Annotated in this window: 19 protein-coding genes; 18 read left to right on the forward strand and 1 reads right to left on the reverse strand. The window is 68.0% G+C overall.

Annotated features, from left to right (window positions below):
* Positions 1-12: 12 nt before the first annotated feature.
* The gene (locus ACWF7A_RS16240) at positions 13-1,530 is read left to right on the forward strand and encodes a BTAD domain-containing putative transcriptional regulator (protein WP_452251242.1); all 1,518 of its coding nucleotides are present in this window, start codon (positions 13-15) and stop codon (positions 1,528-1,530) included.
* Positions 1,531-1,580: 50 nt separating this feature from the next.
* On the forward strand, positions 1,581-2,321 hold the full coding sequence (locus tag ACWF7A_RS16245; protein ID WP_452251243.1) for an SDR family NAD(P)-dependent oxidoreductase: 741 nt from the start codon (positions 1,581-1,583) through the stop codon (positions 2,319-2,321).
* Here ACWF7A_RS16245 and ACWF7A_RS16250 read toward each other — a convergent pair.
* Complete coding sequence (locus tag ACWF7A_RS16250; protein WP_452251244.1) at positions 2,306-3,007, reverse strand: alpha/beta fold hydrolase; 702 nt, start codon at positions 3,005-3,007, stop codon at positions 2,306-2,308. The genes ACWF7A_RS16245 and ACWF7A_RS16250 overlap by 16 nt on opposite strands.
* A gap of 15 nt (positions 3,008-3,022) precedes the next feature.
* Here ACWF7A_RS16250 and ACWF7A_RS16255 point away from each other — a divergent pair, with 15 nt between their 5' ends.
* From ACWF7A_RS16255 to ACWF7A_RS16330, 16 genes are all read left to right on the forward strand, one after another.
* Positions 3,023-4,246 (forward strand): cytochrome P450, encoded by a 1,224-nt coding sequence (locus ACWF7A_RS16255; RefSeq protein WP_452251245.1) that lies wholly within the window; start codon positions 3,023-3,025, stop codon positions 4,244-4,246.
* Positions 4,247-4,267: 21 nt separating this feature from the next.
* Positions 4,268-4,921 (forward strand): hypothetical protein, encoded by a 654-nt coding sequence (locus ACWF7A_RS16260; protein ID WP_452251246.1) that lies wholly within the window; start codon positions 4,268-4,270, stop codon positions 4,919-4,921.
* Between the two features lie 151 nt (positions 4,922-5,072).
* Positions 5,073-6,359 (forward strand): phosphopyruvate hydratase, encoded by a 1,287-nt coding sequence (gene eno / locus ACWF7A_RS16265; protein WP_452251247.1) that lies wholly within the window; start codon positions 5,073-5,075, stop codon positions 6,357-6,359.
* 12 nt (positions 6,360-6,371) lie between these two features.
* Complete coding sequence (locus ACWF7A_RS16270; protein ID WP_229693874.1) at positions 6,372-6,866, forward strand: FtsB family cell division protein; 495 nt, start codon at positions 6,372-6,374, stop codon at positions 6,864-6,866.
* A complete protein-coding gene (locus ACWF7A_RS16275) occupies positions 6,848-7,345 on the forward strand; it encodes a DUF501 domain-containing protein (protein ID WP_452251540.1) in 498 nt (165 codons plus the stop codon). The genes ACWF7A_RS16270 and ACWF7A_RS16275 overlap by 19 nt, the downstream gene beginning before the upstream one ends.
* Before the next feature lie 151 nt (positions 7,346-7,496).
* Positions 7,497-8,789, forward strand: a complete 1,293-nt coding sequence (locus tag ACWF7A_RS16280; protein ID WP_452251248.1) for a lytic transglycosylase domain-containing protein — start codon at positions 7,497-7,499, stop codon at positions 8,787-8,789.
* 102 nt (positions 8,790-8,891) lie between these two features.
* Positions 8,892-9,764: a Scr1 family TA system antitoxin-like transcriptional regulator gene (locus ACWF7A_RS16285; RefSeq protein ID WP_452251249.1), complete on the forward strand. Its 873-nt coding sequence runs from the start codon at positions 8,892-8,894 to the stop codon at positions 9,762-9,764.
* Positions 9,736-9,894, forward strand: coding sequence for a DUF397 domain-containing protein (locus tag ACWF7A_RS16290; RefSeq protein ID WP_452251250.1), 159 nt, complete (start codon positions 9,736-9,738; stop codon positions 9,892-9,894). Before ACWF7A_RS16285 ends, ACWF7A_RS16290 begins: the two co-directional genes overlap by 29 nt.
* The gene (locus ACWF7A_RS16295; protein WP_452251251.1) at positions 9,891-10,343 is read left to right on the forward strand and encodes an SUKH-3 domain-containing protein; all 453 of its coding nucleotides are present in this window, start codon (positions 9,891-9,893) and stop codon (positions 10,341-10,343) included. Before ACWF7A_RS16290 ends, ACWF7A_RS16295 begins: the two co-directional genes overlap by 4 nt.
* Before the next feature lie 49 nt (positions 10,344-10,392).
* Positions 10,393-10,953: a GNAT family N-acetyltransferase gene (locus ACWF7A_RS16300; protein ID WP_452251252.1), complete on the forward strand. Its 561-nt coding sequence runs from the start codon at positions 10,393-10,395 to the stop codon at positions 10,951-10,953.
* A gap of 150 nt (positions 10,954-11,103) precedes the next feature.
* Positions 11,104-12,045, forward strand: coding sequence for a Ppx/GppA phosphatase family protein (locus tag ACWF7A_RS16305; RefSeq protein WP_452251541.1), 942 nt, complete (start codon positions 11,104-11,106; stop codon positions 12,043-12,045).
* A gap of 178 nt (positions 12,046-12,223) precedes the next feature.
* Complete coding sequence (locus ACWF7A_RS16310; RefSeq protein WP_452251253.1) at positions 12,224-13,849, forward strand: peptide ABC transporter substrate-binding protein; 1,626 nt, start codon at positions 12,224-12,226, stop codon at positions 13,847-13,849.
* 121 nt (positions 13,850-13,970) lie between these two features.
* Entirely contained in the window at positions 13,971-14,900 is a 930-nt protein-coding gene (locus ACWF7A_RS16315) for an ABC transporter permease (RefSeq protein WP_452251254.1), read from the forward strand.
* The gene (locus tag ACWF7A_RS16320; protein ID WP_452251255.1) at positions 14,893-15,867 is read left to right on the forward strand and encodes an ABC transporter permease; all 975 of its coding nucleotides are present in this window, start codon (positions 14,893-14,895) and stop codon (positions 15,865-15,867) included. The genes ACWF7A_RS16315 and ACWF7A_RS16320 overlap by 8 nt, the downstream gene beginning before the upstream one ends.
* Positions 15,868-15,876: 9 nt before the next feature.
* The gene (locus ACWF7A_RS16325; protein ID WP_452251256.1) at positions 15,877-16,863 is read left to right on the forward strand and encodes an ABC transporter ATP-binding protein; all 987 of its coding nucleotides are present in this window, start codon (positions 15,877-15,879) and stop codon (positions 16,861-16,863) included.
* Positions 16,856-17,851, forward strand: a complete 996-nt coding sequence (locus ACWF7A_RS16330; RefSeq protein ID WP_452251257.1) for an ABC transporter ATP-binding protein — start codon at positions 16,856-16,858, stop codon at positions 17,849-17,851. Before ACWF7A_RS16325 ends, ACWF7A_RS16330 begins: the two co-directional genes overlap by 8 nt.
* The last annotated feature ends 37 nt before the right edge of the window (positions 17,852-17,888 follow it).

The raw sequence follows: 17,888 nt of genomic DNA on the forward strand, positions 1-17,888 counted from the left end.
CGCTTCTCACTGATGGGTCCGGTACGAGCCTGGCGAGACGACGAGGAGATCGACCTGGGACCGCGCCAGCAACGGGCGGTGCTGGCGGCGTTGCTGCTGAACAACGGCATCCGGCTGGGCAACGACCAGCTGATCGGCATGATCTGGGACGACCCGACGCCGAGCGCGGTCATGGCTCTGCGGACGTACATGTACAAGATCCGCAAGGTCATGCCCGAGCTGGACCTGAGGTCCAAGGACGGCGGCTACACGCTGAGGGCGGAGCTCTTCGACGACTGCCGCGACGAACCGCTCGAAGGCTTCAGCAGCACGTACTTCGAGGCGCAGCGGGTCAGGATCCGCAACGAGCGGCTGAAGTGCCGGGAGGCCCTGCTCGAACGCGAGCTGGACGTCCTCGAACTGCAGAAGCACGTCGCCGCCTTCCCTCTCCGGGAACGCCCGCGTGCGCTGCTCATGCAGGCCCTCTACCGCGAGGGCAGGCAGGCCGAGGCGCTGGAGCAGTTCCGGCAGGTGCGTGCCCTGCTGAACGAGGAGCTCGGCCTCGAACCGGGACCGGACCTGCGTGGGATCCACGAGCAGATCCTCCGGGGCGACCTGTTCCTGGCGCGCCGTCCCGAACTGCTGCCGCCCGGCCTGCCCGACTTCACCGGACGGGCCGCCGAGATCGCGCAGGCGCTGCGGGCCCTGCCGCAGACGGTCGGCATCACCGGCATGCACGGCAGCGGCAAGACCGCGCTGGCCGTTCACGTCGCGCACCTCGCCAAGCGGGACTACCCCGACGGGCAGATCTTCGTCAGCGGCACGGACGTCGCGAACGAACTGCTGCGCGCGGTCGGCGTCGAGAACCCCCGCGGCGACAAAGCCGCGCTGTGGCGGGAGAAGGCGCGCGGCAAGCGGTTCCTGGTCGTCGTCGACGACGTGCGGGACCCCGCCCAGATCGCGGACCTGCGCACCCCCGGCTCCGCCCTGGTCCTCACGAGCGTGCGCCGGTGGAACGAGCTGGCCGGGGTGGTCTGGCTGAAGGTCGCCGGACTGACCGAGGCCGACGCGAACCAGCTGTTCCGCAGGGTTCTCGACCCCGCGAGGGCCGACGCCGAGGCAGGAGTGACGGACGTGGTGCTGGCGCGCGTCTCGTACCTGCCGAACCCCATCCGCGTGCTCGGCGGCAAGCTCGCCGCCCGCCCCGACTGGACGGTCGCGATGCTGCTGGCCCAGATGGAACGGGAGACGCAGCTGGGCAACGTCATCCCGTCCGACTGCCGGGCCGTGCTCGCTCCGCTGGTCAAGGCCGAGAAGCAGCTCACCGACCAGGAACGGCACCTGCTGCAGTGCTTCGCGCGGCGCGAGAAGGACGTGATCGACGTGTGCGAGGCGGCCGAGATGTCCGGGGCCGATCCGGGGGCGATCGAGTTCCTGCTGGAGTCGCTCGCCGACGTGCACCTGATCGAACCGCTGGTGCTCGGCCGCTACCGGCTGCCGCACTTCGTGCGCATGTACTTCGGGTGGCGCGTACCGGTCCTGACCAGCTGATTCATCCGGAATTTATGGCCTGACGACGCGGCGGGGCCACGGTCGGGGACATGTCGACCAACGAACTCGCAGGCAAGAAGGCACTCGTCACCGGCGCCACCTCGGGCATCGGCCGCTCGATCGCGGTCAAGCTCGCCGAGGCCGGCGCCACCGTCTACGTCACCGGCCGCCGCGCCGAGCTCGGCAAGGAGACCGTCGAGCTCATCGAGCAGGCCGGCGGCACCGGTCACTTCATCGTCTCGGACATCGGCAGCGTCGACGACGTCCGCGCGCTCGCGCAGGAGGTCGGCGACGTCGACGTGCTCGTCAACAACGCGGGCATCTTCCCGTTCTCGCCGACCCCCGAGCAGGCTCTCGACGTCTACGAGAAGGTGTTCGACGTCAACGTCCGCGGCACCTACTTCCTCACCGCCGCGCTCGCCCCGGCGATGGTCGCCAGGGGGAAGGGCTCGATCGTCAACGTCTCGTCGATCGCGGCCGTCGTCGGCACCCCGGTCGGGTCCGTCTACAACGCCTCCAAGGCCGCGATGGACGCGCTCACCCGCTCGTGGGCCGTCGAGTTCGGTGCCGCCGGCGTCCGCGTCAACTCCGTGGCGCCCGGCCCGGTCGCCACCGACAAGGCCCTGGCCGAAGCCGGTGAGGTGTTCAACGAGATCGCGAAGGACCTCCCGCTGCAGCGCGTCGGCCAGCCGGACGAGATCGCCGAGGCCGTGCTGTTCCTCGCCTCCGAGAAGTCGAGCTTCATCACGGGCTCGGTGATCACGGCCGACGGCGGCTACGTGGCGACCTGAGTCAGCACGGCGCGCAGGGACGAGGGCGACTCGACGTGCACGTTGTGGCCCGCGCCGGGGAACACGACCGGCTCGGGCACCAGCTCCTTCAGGTGCTCCTGAGGGCTCATCGGGTCGTTCTCGCCCGCCGCCAGCACGACGTGGGCCTGCGACGCCATGATCAGCCCGGCCATGTCCGGCGCGCCCACGCCGAAGGCCCTCATGTCCAGCGAGGGCGCCCACCCACCGTCCACTTCGGACACACCGTGTCGCAGCGGCACCCCGGCCATCTTCGACGCCCGTTCCACGGCTTCCTCCTCGGTGGCGAAGACCTTCGCCGGCTTCTCCGCGAGTGAAGCGGCCTTCGCCAGCTCCTCGTCGGTCCACTGCACCTTGATCCCGACGCCGACGCACGTGGTCACCTCGACCCCGAACCACCCGCTCGCGAGCGCCAGCCCGACCACGCCGCCCAGCGAGTGCCCGACGACCACGACCGGTTCACGCGGGACCTCATTGGCCACCGCGGCCGCGAACGCGCCGAACGAGTACCGGTCGAGCGGCGCGCTTCGTCCGTGACCGGGCAGGTCGGGCACGAGCCAGCTCCCGGGCCACTCGCTCACGACGTCCTGCCACACCTCGCCGGTAGCGCCCAGCCCGTGCAACAGCACCAGCAACGGCCCGCTTCCACCACGTTCGACATGAAGCACGTCAGAATCCGTTCTATGCCCAGGACCGATGCCGACCTCATCGTCGACCCGGACACGTATACCTCGGGAGTCCCGCACGACGCACTAACCCGGTTGCGTGAGAAGAACGTGGTGCGCATCGACGACTTCTGGGCGATCTTCCGCCACGAGGACGTCCGCACGGTCCTGCGCTCGCCCGCCGTCTTCTCCTCGCACCGCGGCGCCACCCAGATCCGCGACCCGCTGCCCGCCGACCTCGCCTACGTCCAGCGCATGATGCTCAACCAGGACCCGCCGTCGCACACGCGGTTGCGCCGCCTGCTGACCAGGGCGTTCACCCCGCGGGCCGTGGCCCTGCTGGAAGACCGCGTCCACGCGAACGCCCGCGAGATCGTGGCCGGGCTGTCCGGCGACTTCGCCCACGACGTCGCCGACCTGCCGTTGCTGACCCTGGCCGACGTCTTCGGCGTTCCCCGGCAGGACAGAGCGCTGCTCTACGACTGGAGCAACCGCGTGATCGGCTTCCAGGACCCCGAGTACGCCCTGTCGTCCAGCTCGACCGAGGGCATGACCGACATGGCGCTGGAAGCGCTGGCCCTGCGCCCCGACGACGGCCGCGACCCGCGCGCCCGCGACGGCATGCCCGACCTCTACGCCTACGCGCACGCGCTGGGTGAGCACAAGCGCGCGAACCCGTCCGACGACGTGCTGAGCAACCTCATGCGGGAGGACATCTCGCTGGAGGAGTTCGAGAACCTCTTCTGGCTGTTCTCCGTGGCGGGCAACGAAACCCTGCGCAACGGCATCCCGGGCGGCATGATCGCGCTGCTCTCGCACCCGGACCAGTACCGGCGGCTGCGGGCCGACCGGACGCTCCTTCCCCTTGCGGTGGAGGAGATGTTGCGCTGGTGGACGCCGGTCATGCACTTCCGCCGCACGTGCGTGAAGGACACTTCCTTGTCAGGGCAGGAGATCAAGGCGGGGGACAAGGTCGTCGTCTGGTTCTCGTCGGCCAACCGGGACGAGCGCGTGTTCACCGAGCCGGACCGGTTCGACGTGGGGCGGCGCGAGGCCGACCACCTGAGCTTCGGGCACGGTCCGCACTTCTGCCTGGGCGCGCAGCTGGCGCGGACGCAGATGCGGGCGGTGTTCGAGGCGGTGCTGGACCTGCCGGGGGAGTTGGTGCTCGACGGGGAGGTCGGCCGGTTGCGGTCGAACTTCCAGAACGGCGTGAAGCACCTCCCGGTTCGTTTAGCCTGAGCGGGTCCTGGGGGGATGTAGATGAAGAGACTCGCAACAGTCGTGTGCGCGCTCGCGCTGACGGCCTGCACGCAGACCGTGACGAATCCGATGCCCGTCGCGGCTCCGACATCGGACGTCGTGAACGCGATCGACGTGAAGGTGAAGGCGGCGCTGATGCCGCCGGAGACCTTCGACGACATCGGTGGCCGGTTCGAGTCGGACAGGCCGGACCTCACCGTCGAGCCCGCCGCCGGCAAGGGCGATCTCAGCCGGGTGTGCGGGGGCGCGAAGATCGATTCCGGTGTCCCGACGTCGCGCAGACGGGTGTTCACGGGGCCGGCGACCATCGACCAGATCGTGTTCGGGCTGGTGGGCGTTGAAGCTCGGCACGTCCTCGACACGGTGCGGGACAAGGCTCGATCCTGCCGGACCTGGGTCGACGCGGCCGGCAAGCCGGAGCGGGAGGTCAAGGCGGACGTGGAACTGCCCGAACTCAAGGGGATCGAAGGCTCGTACGCGTTCTGCAGCAGCCTCGCCGAGATCTCGCCCCCCGTCTGGGGCTGTGAGGCCTTCCTCGTGCGCGGGGATCTGGTCGTCGGGCTCCGGGTCTGGGCCGGCGGGGAGGCGACGACGCTGCGGTATCTGCCCGAGGCGGTGCTGCGTGGCGCGAAGACGCTGTCCGAGGTCGGCTGAAGCGCGGGTAGGCAGCACGTAGAGCGTCTGGCACGATTCAGACGACAGGCGCGGGGGCACCACTGTGATCTGACGGTGTCGAGCCCCAGCCGGTCACCTGGCCCAAGTAGGCTCGTCGCGAGACGAGACGCAGGAGAAACAGGGAGCGCAAGTGGCGGTCATCGAGCAGGTCGGAGCACGCGAGATCCTGGATTCTCGCGGCAACCCCACCGTCGAGGTCGAGGTGGCGCTGGACGACGGCACGCTGGAGCGTGCGGCCGTTCCGTCGGGTGCTTCGACCGGTGAGCACGAGGCGGTGGAGCTGCGGGACGGCGACGCCAAGCGGTACGGCGGCAAGGGCGTCGAGCGCGCGGTCACCGCGGTGCTCGACGAGATCGGGCCCGAGCTGGTCGGCATCGAGGCCGTCGAGCAGCGCGTCGTGGACCAGAAGCTCGTGGACCTGGACGGCACGCCCGACAAGGGCCGCCTCGGCGCCAACGCGATCCTCGGCGTGAGCCTCGCGGTCGCGAAGGCGGCGGCGACCTCCAGCGGCCTGGAGCTGTTCCGCTACATCGGCGGACCGAACGCGCACGTGCTGCCGGTGCCGATGCTGAACATCCTCAACGGTGGTTCGCACGCCGACACCGAGGTGGACATCCAGGAGTTCATGATCGCGCCGATCGGCGCGGAGACGTTCCGCGAGGGCCTGCGCTGGGGCACCGAGGTCTACCACGCCCTGAAGTCCGTGCTGAAGAGCAAGGGCCTCGCCACGGGTCTGGGTGACGAGGGTGGCTTCGCGCCGTCGCTCGGCAGCAACCGCGACGCCCTCGACCTCATCCTCGAGGCCATCGAGAAGGCCGGCTACCGGCCGGGCCGCGACATCGCGCTCGCGCTCGACGTGGCCGCCACGGAGTTCTTCTCCGACGGCGCCTACACGTTCGAGAAGAACAAGCGCTCGGCCGAGCAGATGATCGGCTACTACTCCGAGCTGGTCCGCGACTACCCGATGGTCTCTATCGAGGACCCGCTGTCCGAGGACGACTGGGACGGCTGGGTCCAGATGACCGCCGAGCTGGGCGAGAAGGTCCAGATCGTCGGCGACGACCTCTTCGTCACGAACCCGGAGCGCCTGGAGGAGGGCATCTCCCGCCGCGCCGCCAACGCGCTGCTGGTGAAGGTCAACCAGATCGGCACGCTGTCCGAGACGCTCGACGCGGTCTCGCTGGCCACGTCGTACGGCTACAAGTCGATGATGTCGCACCGCTCGGGCGAGACCGAGGACACGACCATCGCCGACCTCGCCGTCGCGACCGGTGCCGGCCAGATCAAGACCGGTGCCCCGGCCCGTGGCGAGCGCACCGCGAAGTACAACCAGCTCCTGCGCATCGAGGAGAGCCTCGGCGACGCGGCGCGTTACGCGGGCGAGCTCGCGTTCCCGCGCTACACGCCGGAGAGCTGAGAGGGTTAGAGCATGGCCGAGCGCGCGCGTCGTCCCCGTCGCCCCCGCGAAGAGCGGGAGGCACGGCCCGCACGCGCGCGCAAACCACCTCGCCCGAAGGCGCCGTCACGGCGCAGCGAGGGCACGGGTGGCGCGTTCGGCATGACCGGGACGCGGCGGGCCGCGATGTTCGCGATGGTGCTGTGCGCACTGGCGCTGAGCATCGCGGTCCCGTTGCGGACCTACCTCTCGCAGCGCGACGAGCTGCGGGACGTGGGCGCCGAGCAGCAGAAGCTGCGCGAGACGGTCGCCGCGCTGGAAAAGCGCAAGTCGGAGCTTCAGGACCCGGCGTACGTCGAGATCGAGGCGCGCAAGCGGTTGCACTGGGTGCGGCCCGGCGAGACGCCCTACATCGTGCAACTGCCGGGTGACGAGAGTCGCAACACGGAAACGGAGAGGCCGTCGGGCAAGCAGGCGGCACAAGGATCTTGGTACGAGGAACTTTGGGAATCGGTGACGCACAAGTAAGTGCTGCTGACCTGGAAACGGTCGCTCAGCAGCTCGGCCGCACGCCGCGCGGGACACGTGCGATCGCCTCGCGCTGCCCGAGCGGGCACCCGAACGTCGTGCAGACGGCGCCGCGGCTGCCCGACGGGACGCCGTTCCCGACGCTGTACTACCTCACCTGCCCGAAGCTGAACTCCCTGGTCAGCACGCTCGAAGGCGGCGGGCTGATGAAGGAGCAGCAGGAGCGCCTGGCCACGGACGCGGACCTCGCGGCCGCCTACCAGCGCGCCCACGAGGCGTACCTCGCCGAGCGCGACGCCATCGAGTCGCTCGGCACCCAGGTCACCGCGGGCGGCATGCCGGTCAGGGTCAAGTGCCTTCACGTGCACGTCGCTCATGCCCTCGCGAAGGGCCCTGGGGTCAATCCCATGGGGGACGAGGCGCTGGCACTCTTGAGCGAGCAGGGGCTGTGGCCGGCGGGTGAGTGCGCGCCGAGTTAACGGTCAACGGAACCGAACACACGCTTCACTCCGTCTTGGGTACACCTAGGCTTCGTAGTGGGGCAGGGTGGAACGGGTCACGACGGGGGCTTTCGCCGTAACTGCAGGACGGCGAGCCGCGATGACGCACGAGAGGTGAGTATTCGTGGCAATGGCCAAGTTGCGTGGACCGTCGGTGCTGAGCCCAAGGCAAAAGGGCTTCGCCGTCGCCGCGCTGGCTGCGATGCTCGCCCCCGCCATGATCGTCGGGACCAAGCTCGTCGACTGGGTCAACCTCGCCAAGCACGATGACATCGCTGTCTCGTTAGGGCGCGCCGACGTCTACGGCGCCCTGCACCGCGACCCGTCCGAGCTCGGAGCGTCCGGCCGCCTGCCGCTGTCCGAGGAACTGAGCGCGGCTCTGCTCGCCGACCTGGAGGACGGCGAGTTCGACGACGGCGACCTCGACGACGGCCTGCTGGACGACGGCGGGGTCTCCGGTGTCCACGACATCCCGGGCGTGATGGTCGAGGCCTACCTCCGCGCCGAGGACAAGATGGCCGAGCTCGTCCCGGGCTGCAACCTCGACTGGGCGTTGCTCGCGGGCATCGGCAAGATCGAGTCGAACCACGCCAACAGCGGCCGCGTGAACGCCGCCGGCGACGCCAACCCCAAGATCCTCGGCCCGGTCCTCAACGGCGCCCCCGGCATGGCCGCGATCCGCGACACCGACGGCGGCCGCCTCGACGGCGACGGGACCTGGGACCGCGCGGTCGGCCCGATGCAGTTCATCCCCACCACGTGGGCGAGCTTCGGCGGCGACCTGAACGACGACGGCATCGTCAACCCGAACAACATCTACGACGCCGCCCTGGGCGCCGGCCGCTACCTCTGCTCCGGCGGCGGCGACATGACCAAGCAGGAAGACCGAGCGAAGGCCGTCTTCCGCTACAACAACTCCCAGGCGTACGTCCAGAAGGTCCTCAAGTGGGCCAAGGACTACAGCGACAACGTCGACACCCTGCCGCTGCTGCCGGACAACGGCAACAACCAGCAGAACCCGGTCCCGGGCAACCCGAACACCGGCAACCCGCCGACCAACGGCAACGGGAACACCGGCAACCCGACCACGGACCCGACGACCACCACCACGACGACCACGACGACGACGTTCCCGAACTGCCCCACGACGACGACGTCGACCACCACTCCCACGAGCACGTCGACGACGACGAGGCCGCCGGCCGACCCGTGCGTCACGACGACCACGACGCCGCCGACCACCACCACGACCACGACGACCACCACGACGACGACGACCAACCCGCCGCAGACGGAGCCGTCGACCCCGCCCCAGCAGTCGACCCCGCCGCAGCAGTCGTCCTCGAGCAACAGCGGCAGCAGCAGCGCCAACAGTTCGGTGGGACCGACCTCGCAGAGTCTGGTCACGAGCACGCCGAGCTAGTGCGGCGTGTCGGGTTGGAACGATTCCAAGCCGTACCTCGTTCGGGGCGATTCGGGCAGAAACGTTGTGGGACAGGGGATTCCGTCTCCTAGGTTCGTCCGCATGCCTAAGCGCAACTCGAGCGTGGTGGGCCGGGAGTTCGGTAGCGGCGTCCGCGACGCCATCGAGCAGAGCGGCCTGACCCAGTGCAGACTCGCCGAACTGCTGGACTGGCAGGAGGCCAAGGTCTCCGACGCGGTCAACGGGAAGGGCGGCGTCAGCGAGCTCGACCTCGTCCGTCTGCTCTCGTACTGCCGCGTCCACCACCAGGAAGTCGAGCGCATGGTCGCGCTCTACCGCGAGTCGCGGGAGAGGGGGTGGCTGCAGTTCGTCGATGACGGCAGTCCCAAGGTCCTGCAGTCGCTCATCGACCAGGAACGTCTCGCCAACAAGATCACGACATGGTCGCCCATCTACGTGTCAGGGCTCTTTCAGATCGCTGCCTACATCCGCGCGCTGCTGGAGAGTTCGGCGGTCATCAAGCCGCCGGCCTTCGACGATCTGATCCGGTTCAAGATCAGTCGGCAGGTGATCTTCAACCGCAGCAGGGAGTTTCTCTTCTACATCCACGAGAACGCCCTCCGACTGCAGGTCGGTGGCCCGGACGTGATGCAGGCCCAGCTCCTCCACCTCCTGACGATGATGGTGCGCCCGTACATCACTGTCCGAGTCGTGCCGACGGCGCTCGGCGCTCATGCCGGAGCAGGCGGTCCGTTCGTCAAGCTGGAGTACGCCAAGTACGAGCCGGCCGTCTGGATCGAAGCCCTGCGGACCGGCCTCTTCCTCGACGACAAGAAGAGCCTGGACGACTACGACAACGTGTTGAAGTGGCTCGACAAGCACGCGCTCGATGCTGAACAGTCGAGGAGACTGATCAGCAGCCTCGAAGCCCAAGGGGGCGTTCCGCTTGTCGAACTGGCGCAAGAGCAGCTATAGCGCGGACGTCAGCGACTGCGTCGAGGTCGGCCACGGCGTCGGTGTCCGCGACAGCAAGGCCCCCGCCACCCACCTCCCCGTGTCCCGCGAAGCCTGGTCGGCATTCCTGCACCTCGTGAAGTCCCCGTGACCGCGAGGTTCTCCGAAGAGTCCGAGCGCACCCTGCGGAGCGCGGGCTGGTATCCCGGCAGGACGGTCGACACCGAGGCCTGGCGCGCGCCGCTGGAGAAGTCCGGGTTCGTCTTCCCCGAGGTCGTCGTGCGGTTCCTCGCGGAGTTCAACGGCCTGTCCTTCCCCGACAACGGCTCGGGCATCTCGCGGGCGAGGGAGCCGTTCGAGTTCGACCCGCTCCTCGCGAAGGGCGAGGAGGACAGGTACAGCGAGTGCGGAGCCGAGATCGGCCGGGTAATGGCACCGCTGGGCGAGCTCGACCGCGGCAGGTTCTTCCTGGGGATGGACGACCGTGGGGCGATCTACGTCGTCACCGACGGGATCAGGTTCTTCGGTGTCGGCGACGCCGGGCTGGAGAGCTTGATCCTGGGCGTCATGCCCGCACCGCTCGACGACCGCTTTCCGTGAGGGCGGTAATTGAGGTGGCACGGCGCGGGTTCCTTGGCAGGGTGCCGGTGTGCGCCTCGACTACCCGCTGAACACCGGCCGCCTGCTCCTGCGCCCGTTCCGCCCGACCGACCTCGACGACTTCTACGCCTACCGCTCCCGCCCGGACGTCTTCCGCTACCTCTACGAGGAGTCCGTCAGCCGCGAGGAGTGCGCCGAACTGCTGGACAGGCTCATCGCGGACGACGAGCTCACCGGGGAGAACCAACGTCTCGCGCTGGCGATCTTCCTGCCCGAGGCCGGCAAGGTCATCGGTGGTGCCGTGCTCAGGTGGCGCAGTGAAAAGGACGAGCAGGGCGAGATCGGGTACAGCCTCCACCCCGAGTTCCAGGGCCGCGGCTACGCGACCGAGGCGGCACGCGCGATGCTCGACCTCGGGTTCACCCACCTCGGCCTGCACCGGATCGTCGCGGAGTGCGACCCGCGCAACGAGCCGTCGTGGCGGCTGATGGAACGCCTCGGCATGCGCCGGGAGGCCCACTTCCGGCACAACGAGATCTTCAAGGGCGAGTGGGGCGACCTCTTCGTCTACGCGCTGCTGGAGGAGGAGTACCGCCGCGCTGACGCCTGACCACCCGGTCTGGACGGACCGGCCGCTCCCAGCTCGGCCGCAGCGCGAGGCGCTCGTCCGGCGGAACGAGTTCTTCGAGGGCGAATGGGCCAACTGCCTCGTCTACGCCATGCTTGCGGAGGAGCATCAGGCGAAGAAGTAGGGGTGACCATGTCGCGCGTCGCGGCCATCGACTGCGGTACCAACTCGATCCGACTGCTCATCGCGGACGTGACCAAGCGCGAGGACGGCACCGCCTGGCTGCGTGACGTCCACCGCGAGATGAAGATCGTCCGGCTCGGGCAGGGCGTGGACGCGACCGGGCGCCTGCACCCCGACGCGATCGAACGCACCCGGCAGGCCCTCCTCGACTACGCGCGCACGATGCAACGCAAGGGCGTCGAGGTCGCACGGATGGTCGCGACGAGCGCCACGCGGGACGCGAGCAACCGCGACGAGTTCTTCGGCATGACCGAGCAGATCCTCGGCGCGCCCGCGGAGGTGATCACCGGCGACGAGGAGGCGAGGCTCTCCTACCTCGGCGCGGTGGCCGACCTCGACCCGGACGAGGAACCCTTCCTCGTCACCGATCTGGGTGGTGGCAGCACCGAGTTCGTCCTCGGCACGGGCTCGGAGGTGGAGGCCGCGAGGTCGATGGACATCGGCTGCGTGCGGCTCACGGAGCGGTTCATCGCGTCCGATCCGCCCGCGAAGGACGAAATCGCGCAGGCGGAAGCGTTTGCGCGTGAGGCAATCAAAGAGGCATTCGAAGTCGTCCCGGTCGAGAAGATGAAGACGTGGATCGGGGTCGCCGGGACGGTGACGACATTGTCAGCCCTGGTCCAGGGGCTGGAGGTGTACAACAGCGACGATATTCACCTCAGCCGCATCACACTTGACAATGTTCGTGAAATCACCGACCGTATCCTCTCCATGACGCATGATGAGCGTGCCTCGCTGGGACCCATGCACCCCGGTCGAGTGGACGTGATCTGCGGTGGAGCGGTGGTACTGCGTGCGATTGCCGATGAGCTGGAGAATCGCGCGGGAATTCGCACGCTCGTGTGCAGCGAGCACGACATCCTCGACGGCATCGCGTTTTCGCTGGTCTAGCGCCGAATTAAGGTCGCCTTGAGGTGATCGTGACAATTTTGTGACCGATTTCGATGCGCGTACTACTCGCCGCCCCGGTTAACGTCCTCTCACGTTTTGGGAGGTGGACGAGACCTCCCGGGGAGGCGCGCGCACGCAATATCTGCGGAGCGGCGCCGGGGAAAGGCGGGAGAGACTGATGTCGCGATCACGGGTTGCGTGGGTGGCTTTGCCAGCCGCGCTCGCCATGACGCTCAGCGCATGCGGCGGCGGTGGTAGCAGCAACAACGCCGCCGATGGCAAGGCCAACCCGGACGGCACGGTGTCCATCTACGGCACCGAGCCCAAGAGCACCTTGTTCCCGGCCAACACGACCGAGGCCGGCGGTGGCAAGGTCACCGACTCGCTGTTCTCGCGGCTGGTCGGCTACAAGGCGGAAGACGGCGCGCCCTACAACTTGATGGCCGAGTCGATCACCTCGAGTGACGCCAAGGTCTACACCATCAAGATCAAGCAGGGCTGGAAGTTCCACGACGGCACCGAGGTCAAGGCGAAGAACTTCGTCGACGCCTGGAACTACGCCGCGTACGCGCCGAACGCACAGCAGGCGGCATCGTTCTTCTCCCCGATCGCGGGCTTCGAGGACGTCCACCCGGCCGACGAGAACGCCAAGCCGGCCAAGGACAAGATGTCCGGTCTCGAGCTGGTGGGCGACTACGAGTTCAAGGTCACCCTCAACGGTCCGACCTCGGTCTTCACGACGATGATCGGCTACACGCCGTTCTCGCCGATGGCCGACTCGTTCTTCGCGGACCCGAAGGCCGCCGAGGCCAAGCCCATCGGCAACGGCCCGGTCAAGTTCGTCTCCCGCACGCCGAACGCGCTGATCAAGATGGAGCGCTTCGACGACTACAAGGGCGAGGACAAGGTCAACTTCAAGACCTTGGACTACAAGATCTACTCCTCCCAGGAGACCGCGTACCAGGACCTGATCGCGGGCAAGCTGGACTTCATGGAGGCCCTGCCCCCGTCGGCCAAGGTCGGCGAGAAGTACAAGGCCGACCTCGGTGACGCGGTCGTGAACGCGAACCTGCTCGGCCAGAGCGCCATCGCGTTCCCGCAGTACCTCCCCGAGTTCAAGAACGTGAAGCTGCGCCAGGCCGTCTCGATGGCCATCAACCGGGAGCAGATCACGAAGACCGTGCTCGCCGGCTCCTACGTGCCGTCGACCAGCTACGTCTCGCCCGGCATCAAGGGCTACCGCCCCGACACCTGTGGCGAGTTCTGCAAGTACGACCCGGCCAAGGCCAAGCAGCTGTTCCAGGAGTCGGGCTTCACCGGCACCAAGCTGACCATCCAGTCCAACCAGGACGGTGGCCGCAAGGAGCCGCTCGAGGCGGCGTGCAACAGCATCAAGCAGGCGCTCGGTGTTGACTGCGAGTTCGTCGGTGCCACCAACTTCGGTGCGTTCCGCCAGATCGTCGACGGCAAGCAGCTGACCGGCATGAGCCGTTCGGACTGGTCGGCCGACTACCCGTCGATCGAGAACTTCCTCAACCCGCTGTACCGCACCGGTGGTTCCTCGAACGACTCGAACTACTCGAACCCCGCGGTCGACGCCCTTCTGAAGAAGGCCGACGAGACGGCGAACGAGGACGAGGCGATCAAGATCTACCAGCAGGCTGAGGACCTCATCGCGAAGGACCTGCCCTCCATGCCGACCTGGAACGAGAAGGGCATCGGTGGTCGTTCGAAGAACCTCCTCGAGGCCAAGATGTCGTTCAAGCGTCAGGGCGTTCTGGAGTCCTTCCGCGTCAAGGCCTGATTGCCGAACACCTGAGTTCTGAACACACCGTCCGGCCCCGCGTCCCTCGAGCGTTACGGGCGCGGGGCCGGAGCGGTGTCCAGGACCTTGGGCGCCCCCCACCACGCAAGGAGCCGACCTCATGGGTCGCTATGTGCTGCGCCGTCTGCTGCAGCTGATACCGGTCTTCCTGGGGACCACTTTTCTGATCTACGCCCTGGTCTGGGCCATCCCGCAGGACCCCTTCGCGGGCAAGTGCGGCCAGCGGCCGTGCGATCCGGCCTACATCGCCGAGATGAGCCAGAAGCTCAACCTCAACGACCCGTTGGTCGTCCAGTACTTCAAGTACCTGGGCAACCTGCTCGTCGGTGACTTCGGCACCACCTTCAACGGCGTCTCCGTCGGTGAGCAGATCGCCACCTCGTGGCCGATCACCCTCAAGATGGGCATCATCGCGCTGATCATCGAGGCCGTCATCGGCATCGTCGCCGGTGTCCTCACCGGTCTGCGCAAGCAGGGCTTCCTGGACAACCTCGTCCTCGTCTCGACCCTGTTCCTCATCTCGCTCCCGGTCTTCGTCACCGGTTTCGTGCTGCGGCTCTACCTCGGCCCGCAGGGCTTCGACCTGATGGACACCTCGGTCAGCTCCGATCCGACGTTCGGTGAGCTGATCCTGCCCGGCTTCGTGCTCGGCAGTCTCTCGATGGCCTACGTGGCCAGGCTGACCCGCACGAGCATCGTCGAGAACCGTCGCGCCGACTACGTGCGCACGGCCATCGCGAAGGGCCAGCCGCAGTCCCGCGTCGTCGGCATCCACCTGCTGCGCAACTCGCTGATCCCGGTGATCACGTTCCTCGGCACCGACCTCGGCAGCCTCATGGGTGGCGCGATCGTCACCGAGGGCGTCTTCAACATCAACGGCATCGGCGGCCTGATCTTCCGCGGCATCCAGGAGAAGGAAGGCATCATGGTCACGGGCATCGTGACCTTGCTGGTCCTCGTGTACCTGCTGATGAGCCTGATCGTCGACCTCCTGTACGCCGTTCTCGACCCGAGGATTCGCTATGAGTGACCCAGGATCCGTGTCCGGCGGAACCGGACTCGAGGCCTCCGCGGCGGCCGGTGTCGACCAGCTCAGCCACGTCGACGACTCGTCGCAGAAGCAGAAGAAGCCGCGCTCGCTCTGGAGCGACGCGTGGGGCGAGCTCCGCACGAAGCCCACGTTCATCATCTCGCTGGTGATCATCGCGGTCATCGTGCTGATGGCGATCTGGCCGACGCTGTTCACGTCGGTCGACCCGCGTGCGGCCGACCTCGACAAGTCGCTGCAGTCGCCCTCGGGCGACGCGTGGTTCGGCTACGACCTGCAGGGCTACGACGTCTACGCCCGTGCGATGCACGGCGCCCGCGCGTCGTTGCTCGTCGGCATCTTCGCGACGCTGCTGACCGTGCTGATCGGTTCGACCGTCGGCATCATCGCCGGCTACGCGAAGACGTGGATCGACTCGGTGCTGTCGCGGTTCAGCGACATCTTCGCCGGCATCCCGTTCGTGCTCGGTGCGATCGTCATCCTGACGACGCTCAACGCCCCGACGGAGAACCCCGGCGTCGTCCGGATCATCACGCAGGTGGTGCTCTCGATCGCCGTGCTGTCGTGGCCGGTGGCCATGCGCATCATGCGTTCCGCGACCCTCGTGGCGAAGCAGCAGGACTACGTCAAGGCCGCCCGCGGTCTCGGCGCCTCCCCGCTGCGGATCGTGTTCCGGCACCTGCTGCCGAACACCGTGGCGCCCGTGCTGGTGTACGCGACGATCGCGCTGGGTGCCTTCATCGGCGCCGAGGCGACGCTCGCGTTCCTCGGCATCGGCCTGCGTCCGCCGGTCGTGTCGTGGGGCGTGATGATCTCGGAGTCGCGCGACTACTTCCAGTCGGCTCCGCACATGCTGCTGTTCCCCGCCGCGTTCGTGACGATCACCGTGCTGGCCTTCGTCATGCTCGGTGACGCCGTGCGCGACGCCCTCGACCCCAAGTCCCGTTAGGAAGATCCTGTGACTCAGCCATTGCTGGAGGTCGAGGATCTCCACGTGGAATTCCGCACCCGCGACGGTGTCGCGAAGGTGCTCAACGGCGTCTCGTACCACGTCTCCGCGGGTGAAACCCTCGCGGTGCTGGGCGAGTCCGGCTCCGGCAAGTCCGTGACCGCCCAGACGATCATGGGCATCCTGGACACGCCGCCCGGGTTCATCACCAACGGTTCGATCAAGTTCCGCGGTGAGGACCTGCTGTCCCAGTCGGCGGAAGAGCGCCGCATGGTTCGTGGCGAGGGCATCGCCATGATCTTCCAGGACGCGCTGTCCGCCCTGAACCCCGTGTTCACGATCGGTTTCCAGATCGAGGAGCAGCTCAAGGTCCGCCGCGGGATGTCCAAGGCGGACGCTCGCAAGCGGGCGGTCGAGCTCCTCGACCAGGTGAAGATCCCGAACGCCAAGGGGCGCGTCTCGGACTACCCGCACCAGTTCTCCGGCGGTATGCGGCAGCGCGCGATGATCGCGATGTCGCTGGCGCTCGACCCGGAGCTGCTGATCGCGGACGAGCCCACCACCGCGCTGGACGTCACCGTGCAGGCCCAGATCATGGACCTGCTCGCGGAGATCCAGAAGGAACGCGACATGGGCATGATCCTGATCACCCACGACCTCGGCGTCGTCGCCGACGTCGCGGACCGGATCTCGGTCATGTACGCGGGCCGCATCGTCGAGCACGCCGACGTCTACGAGCTGTTCCGCGCGCCGGGGCACCCGTACACGGAGTCGCTGCTCGAGTCCCTGCCCCGCGTGGACCTGCGCGGCCAGGAGCTCAAGACGATCAAGGGTCTGCCGCCGTCGCTGACCAACATCCCACCGGGCTGCCCGTTCAACCCGCGCTGCCCGCGCGTGTTCGACCGCTGCTCCACCGAGGTGCCCACGGTGCACAACCTGGGCATGGGCCGCACCAGCCGGTGCCACATCGCGGAGGAGGTTGTCGCTCGTGGCTGAGCCCATCCTCGAGGTCGAGAACCTCGTCAAGCACTTCCCGGTCCGCGTCGGCGTGCTGTTCAAGCGCACCGTGGGCCACGTCAAGGCCGTCGACGGCGTCTCGTTCACGCTCAACAAGGGCGAGACGCTCGGCGTCGTGGGCGAGTCCGGCTGTGGCAAGTCCACGCTGGCCCAGGTGCTGATGCGCCTGGAGCCGCCGACGTCCGGCGTCGCGCGCTTCGAGGGCCGCGACATGTTCGCGATGAAGGGCGCGGAGCTGCGCAAGCTGCGCCGCGACATCCAGATCGTGCTGCAGGACCCGTACACGTCGCTGAACCCGCGCATGACGGTCGGCGACATCGTCGGTGAGCCGTACGAGATCCACACCGAGGTCGCGCCCAAGGGCGACCGGCAGCGCAAGGTCCAGGAGCTGCTGGAGACCGTGGGTCTCAACCCGGAGCACATCAACCGGTACCCGCACCAGTTCTCCGGCGGTCAGCGCCAGCGCATCGGCATCGCGCGTGCTCTGGCGCTGAAGCCCAAGGTGATCGTGTGCGACGAGCCGGTGTCCGCCCTGGACGTCTCGATCCAGGCGCAGGTCATGAACCTGCTGGGCGACCTGCAGTCCGAGATGGGTCTCTCGTACGTGTTCATCGCGCACGACCTGTCGGTGGTCCGCCACCTGTCGGACCGCGTCGCGGTGATGTACCTCGGCAAGATGGTCGAGGTCGGCACCGAGGACGAGATCTACGAGCGTCCGATGCACCCGTACACGCAGGCGCTGTTGTCCGCCGTGCCGGTGCCGGACCCGACCCAGCGCGGCCGGCGTGACGTCATCCGGTTGACGGGTGACGTGCCCTCGCCGATCGACCCGCCGTCGGGCTGCCGGTTCCGCACGCGGTGCTGGAAGGCGCAGGACATCTGCGCGACCGAGGTTCCCGAGCTGGTGTCGCGCAACGGGGGCCACCCGGCGGCGTGCCACTTCGCGGAGGAGCGCGCGGTCGTCTGACCGGTTCTACGTGGATGAGGGGTCGTGCCCGCGGGCG

Source organism: Lentzea sp. NPDC055074 (genome assembly GCF_053608005.1).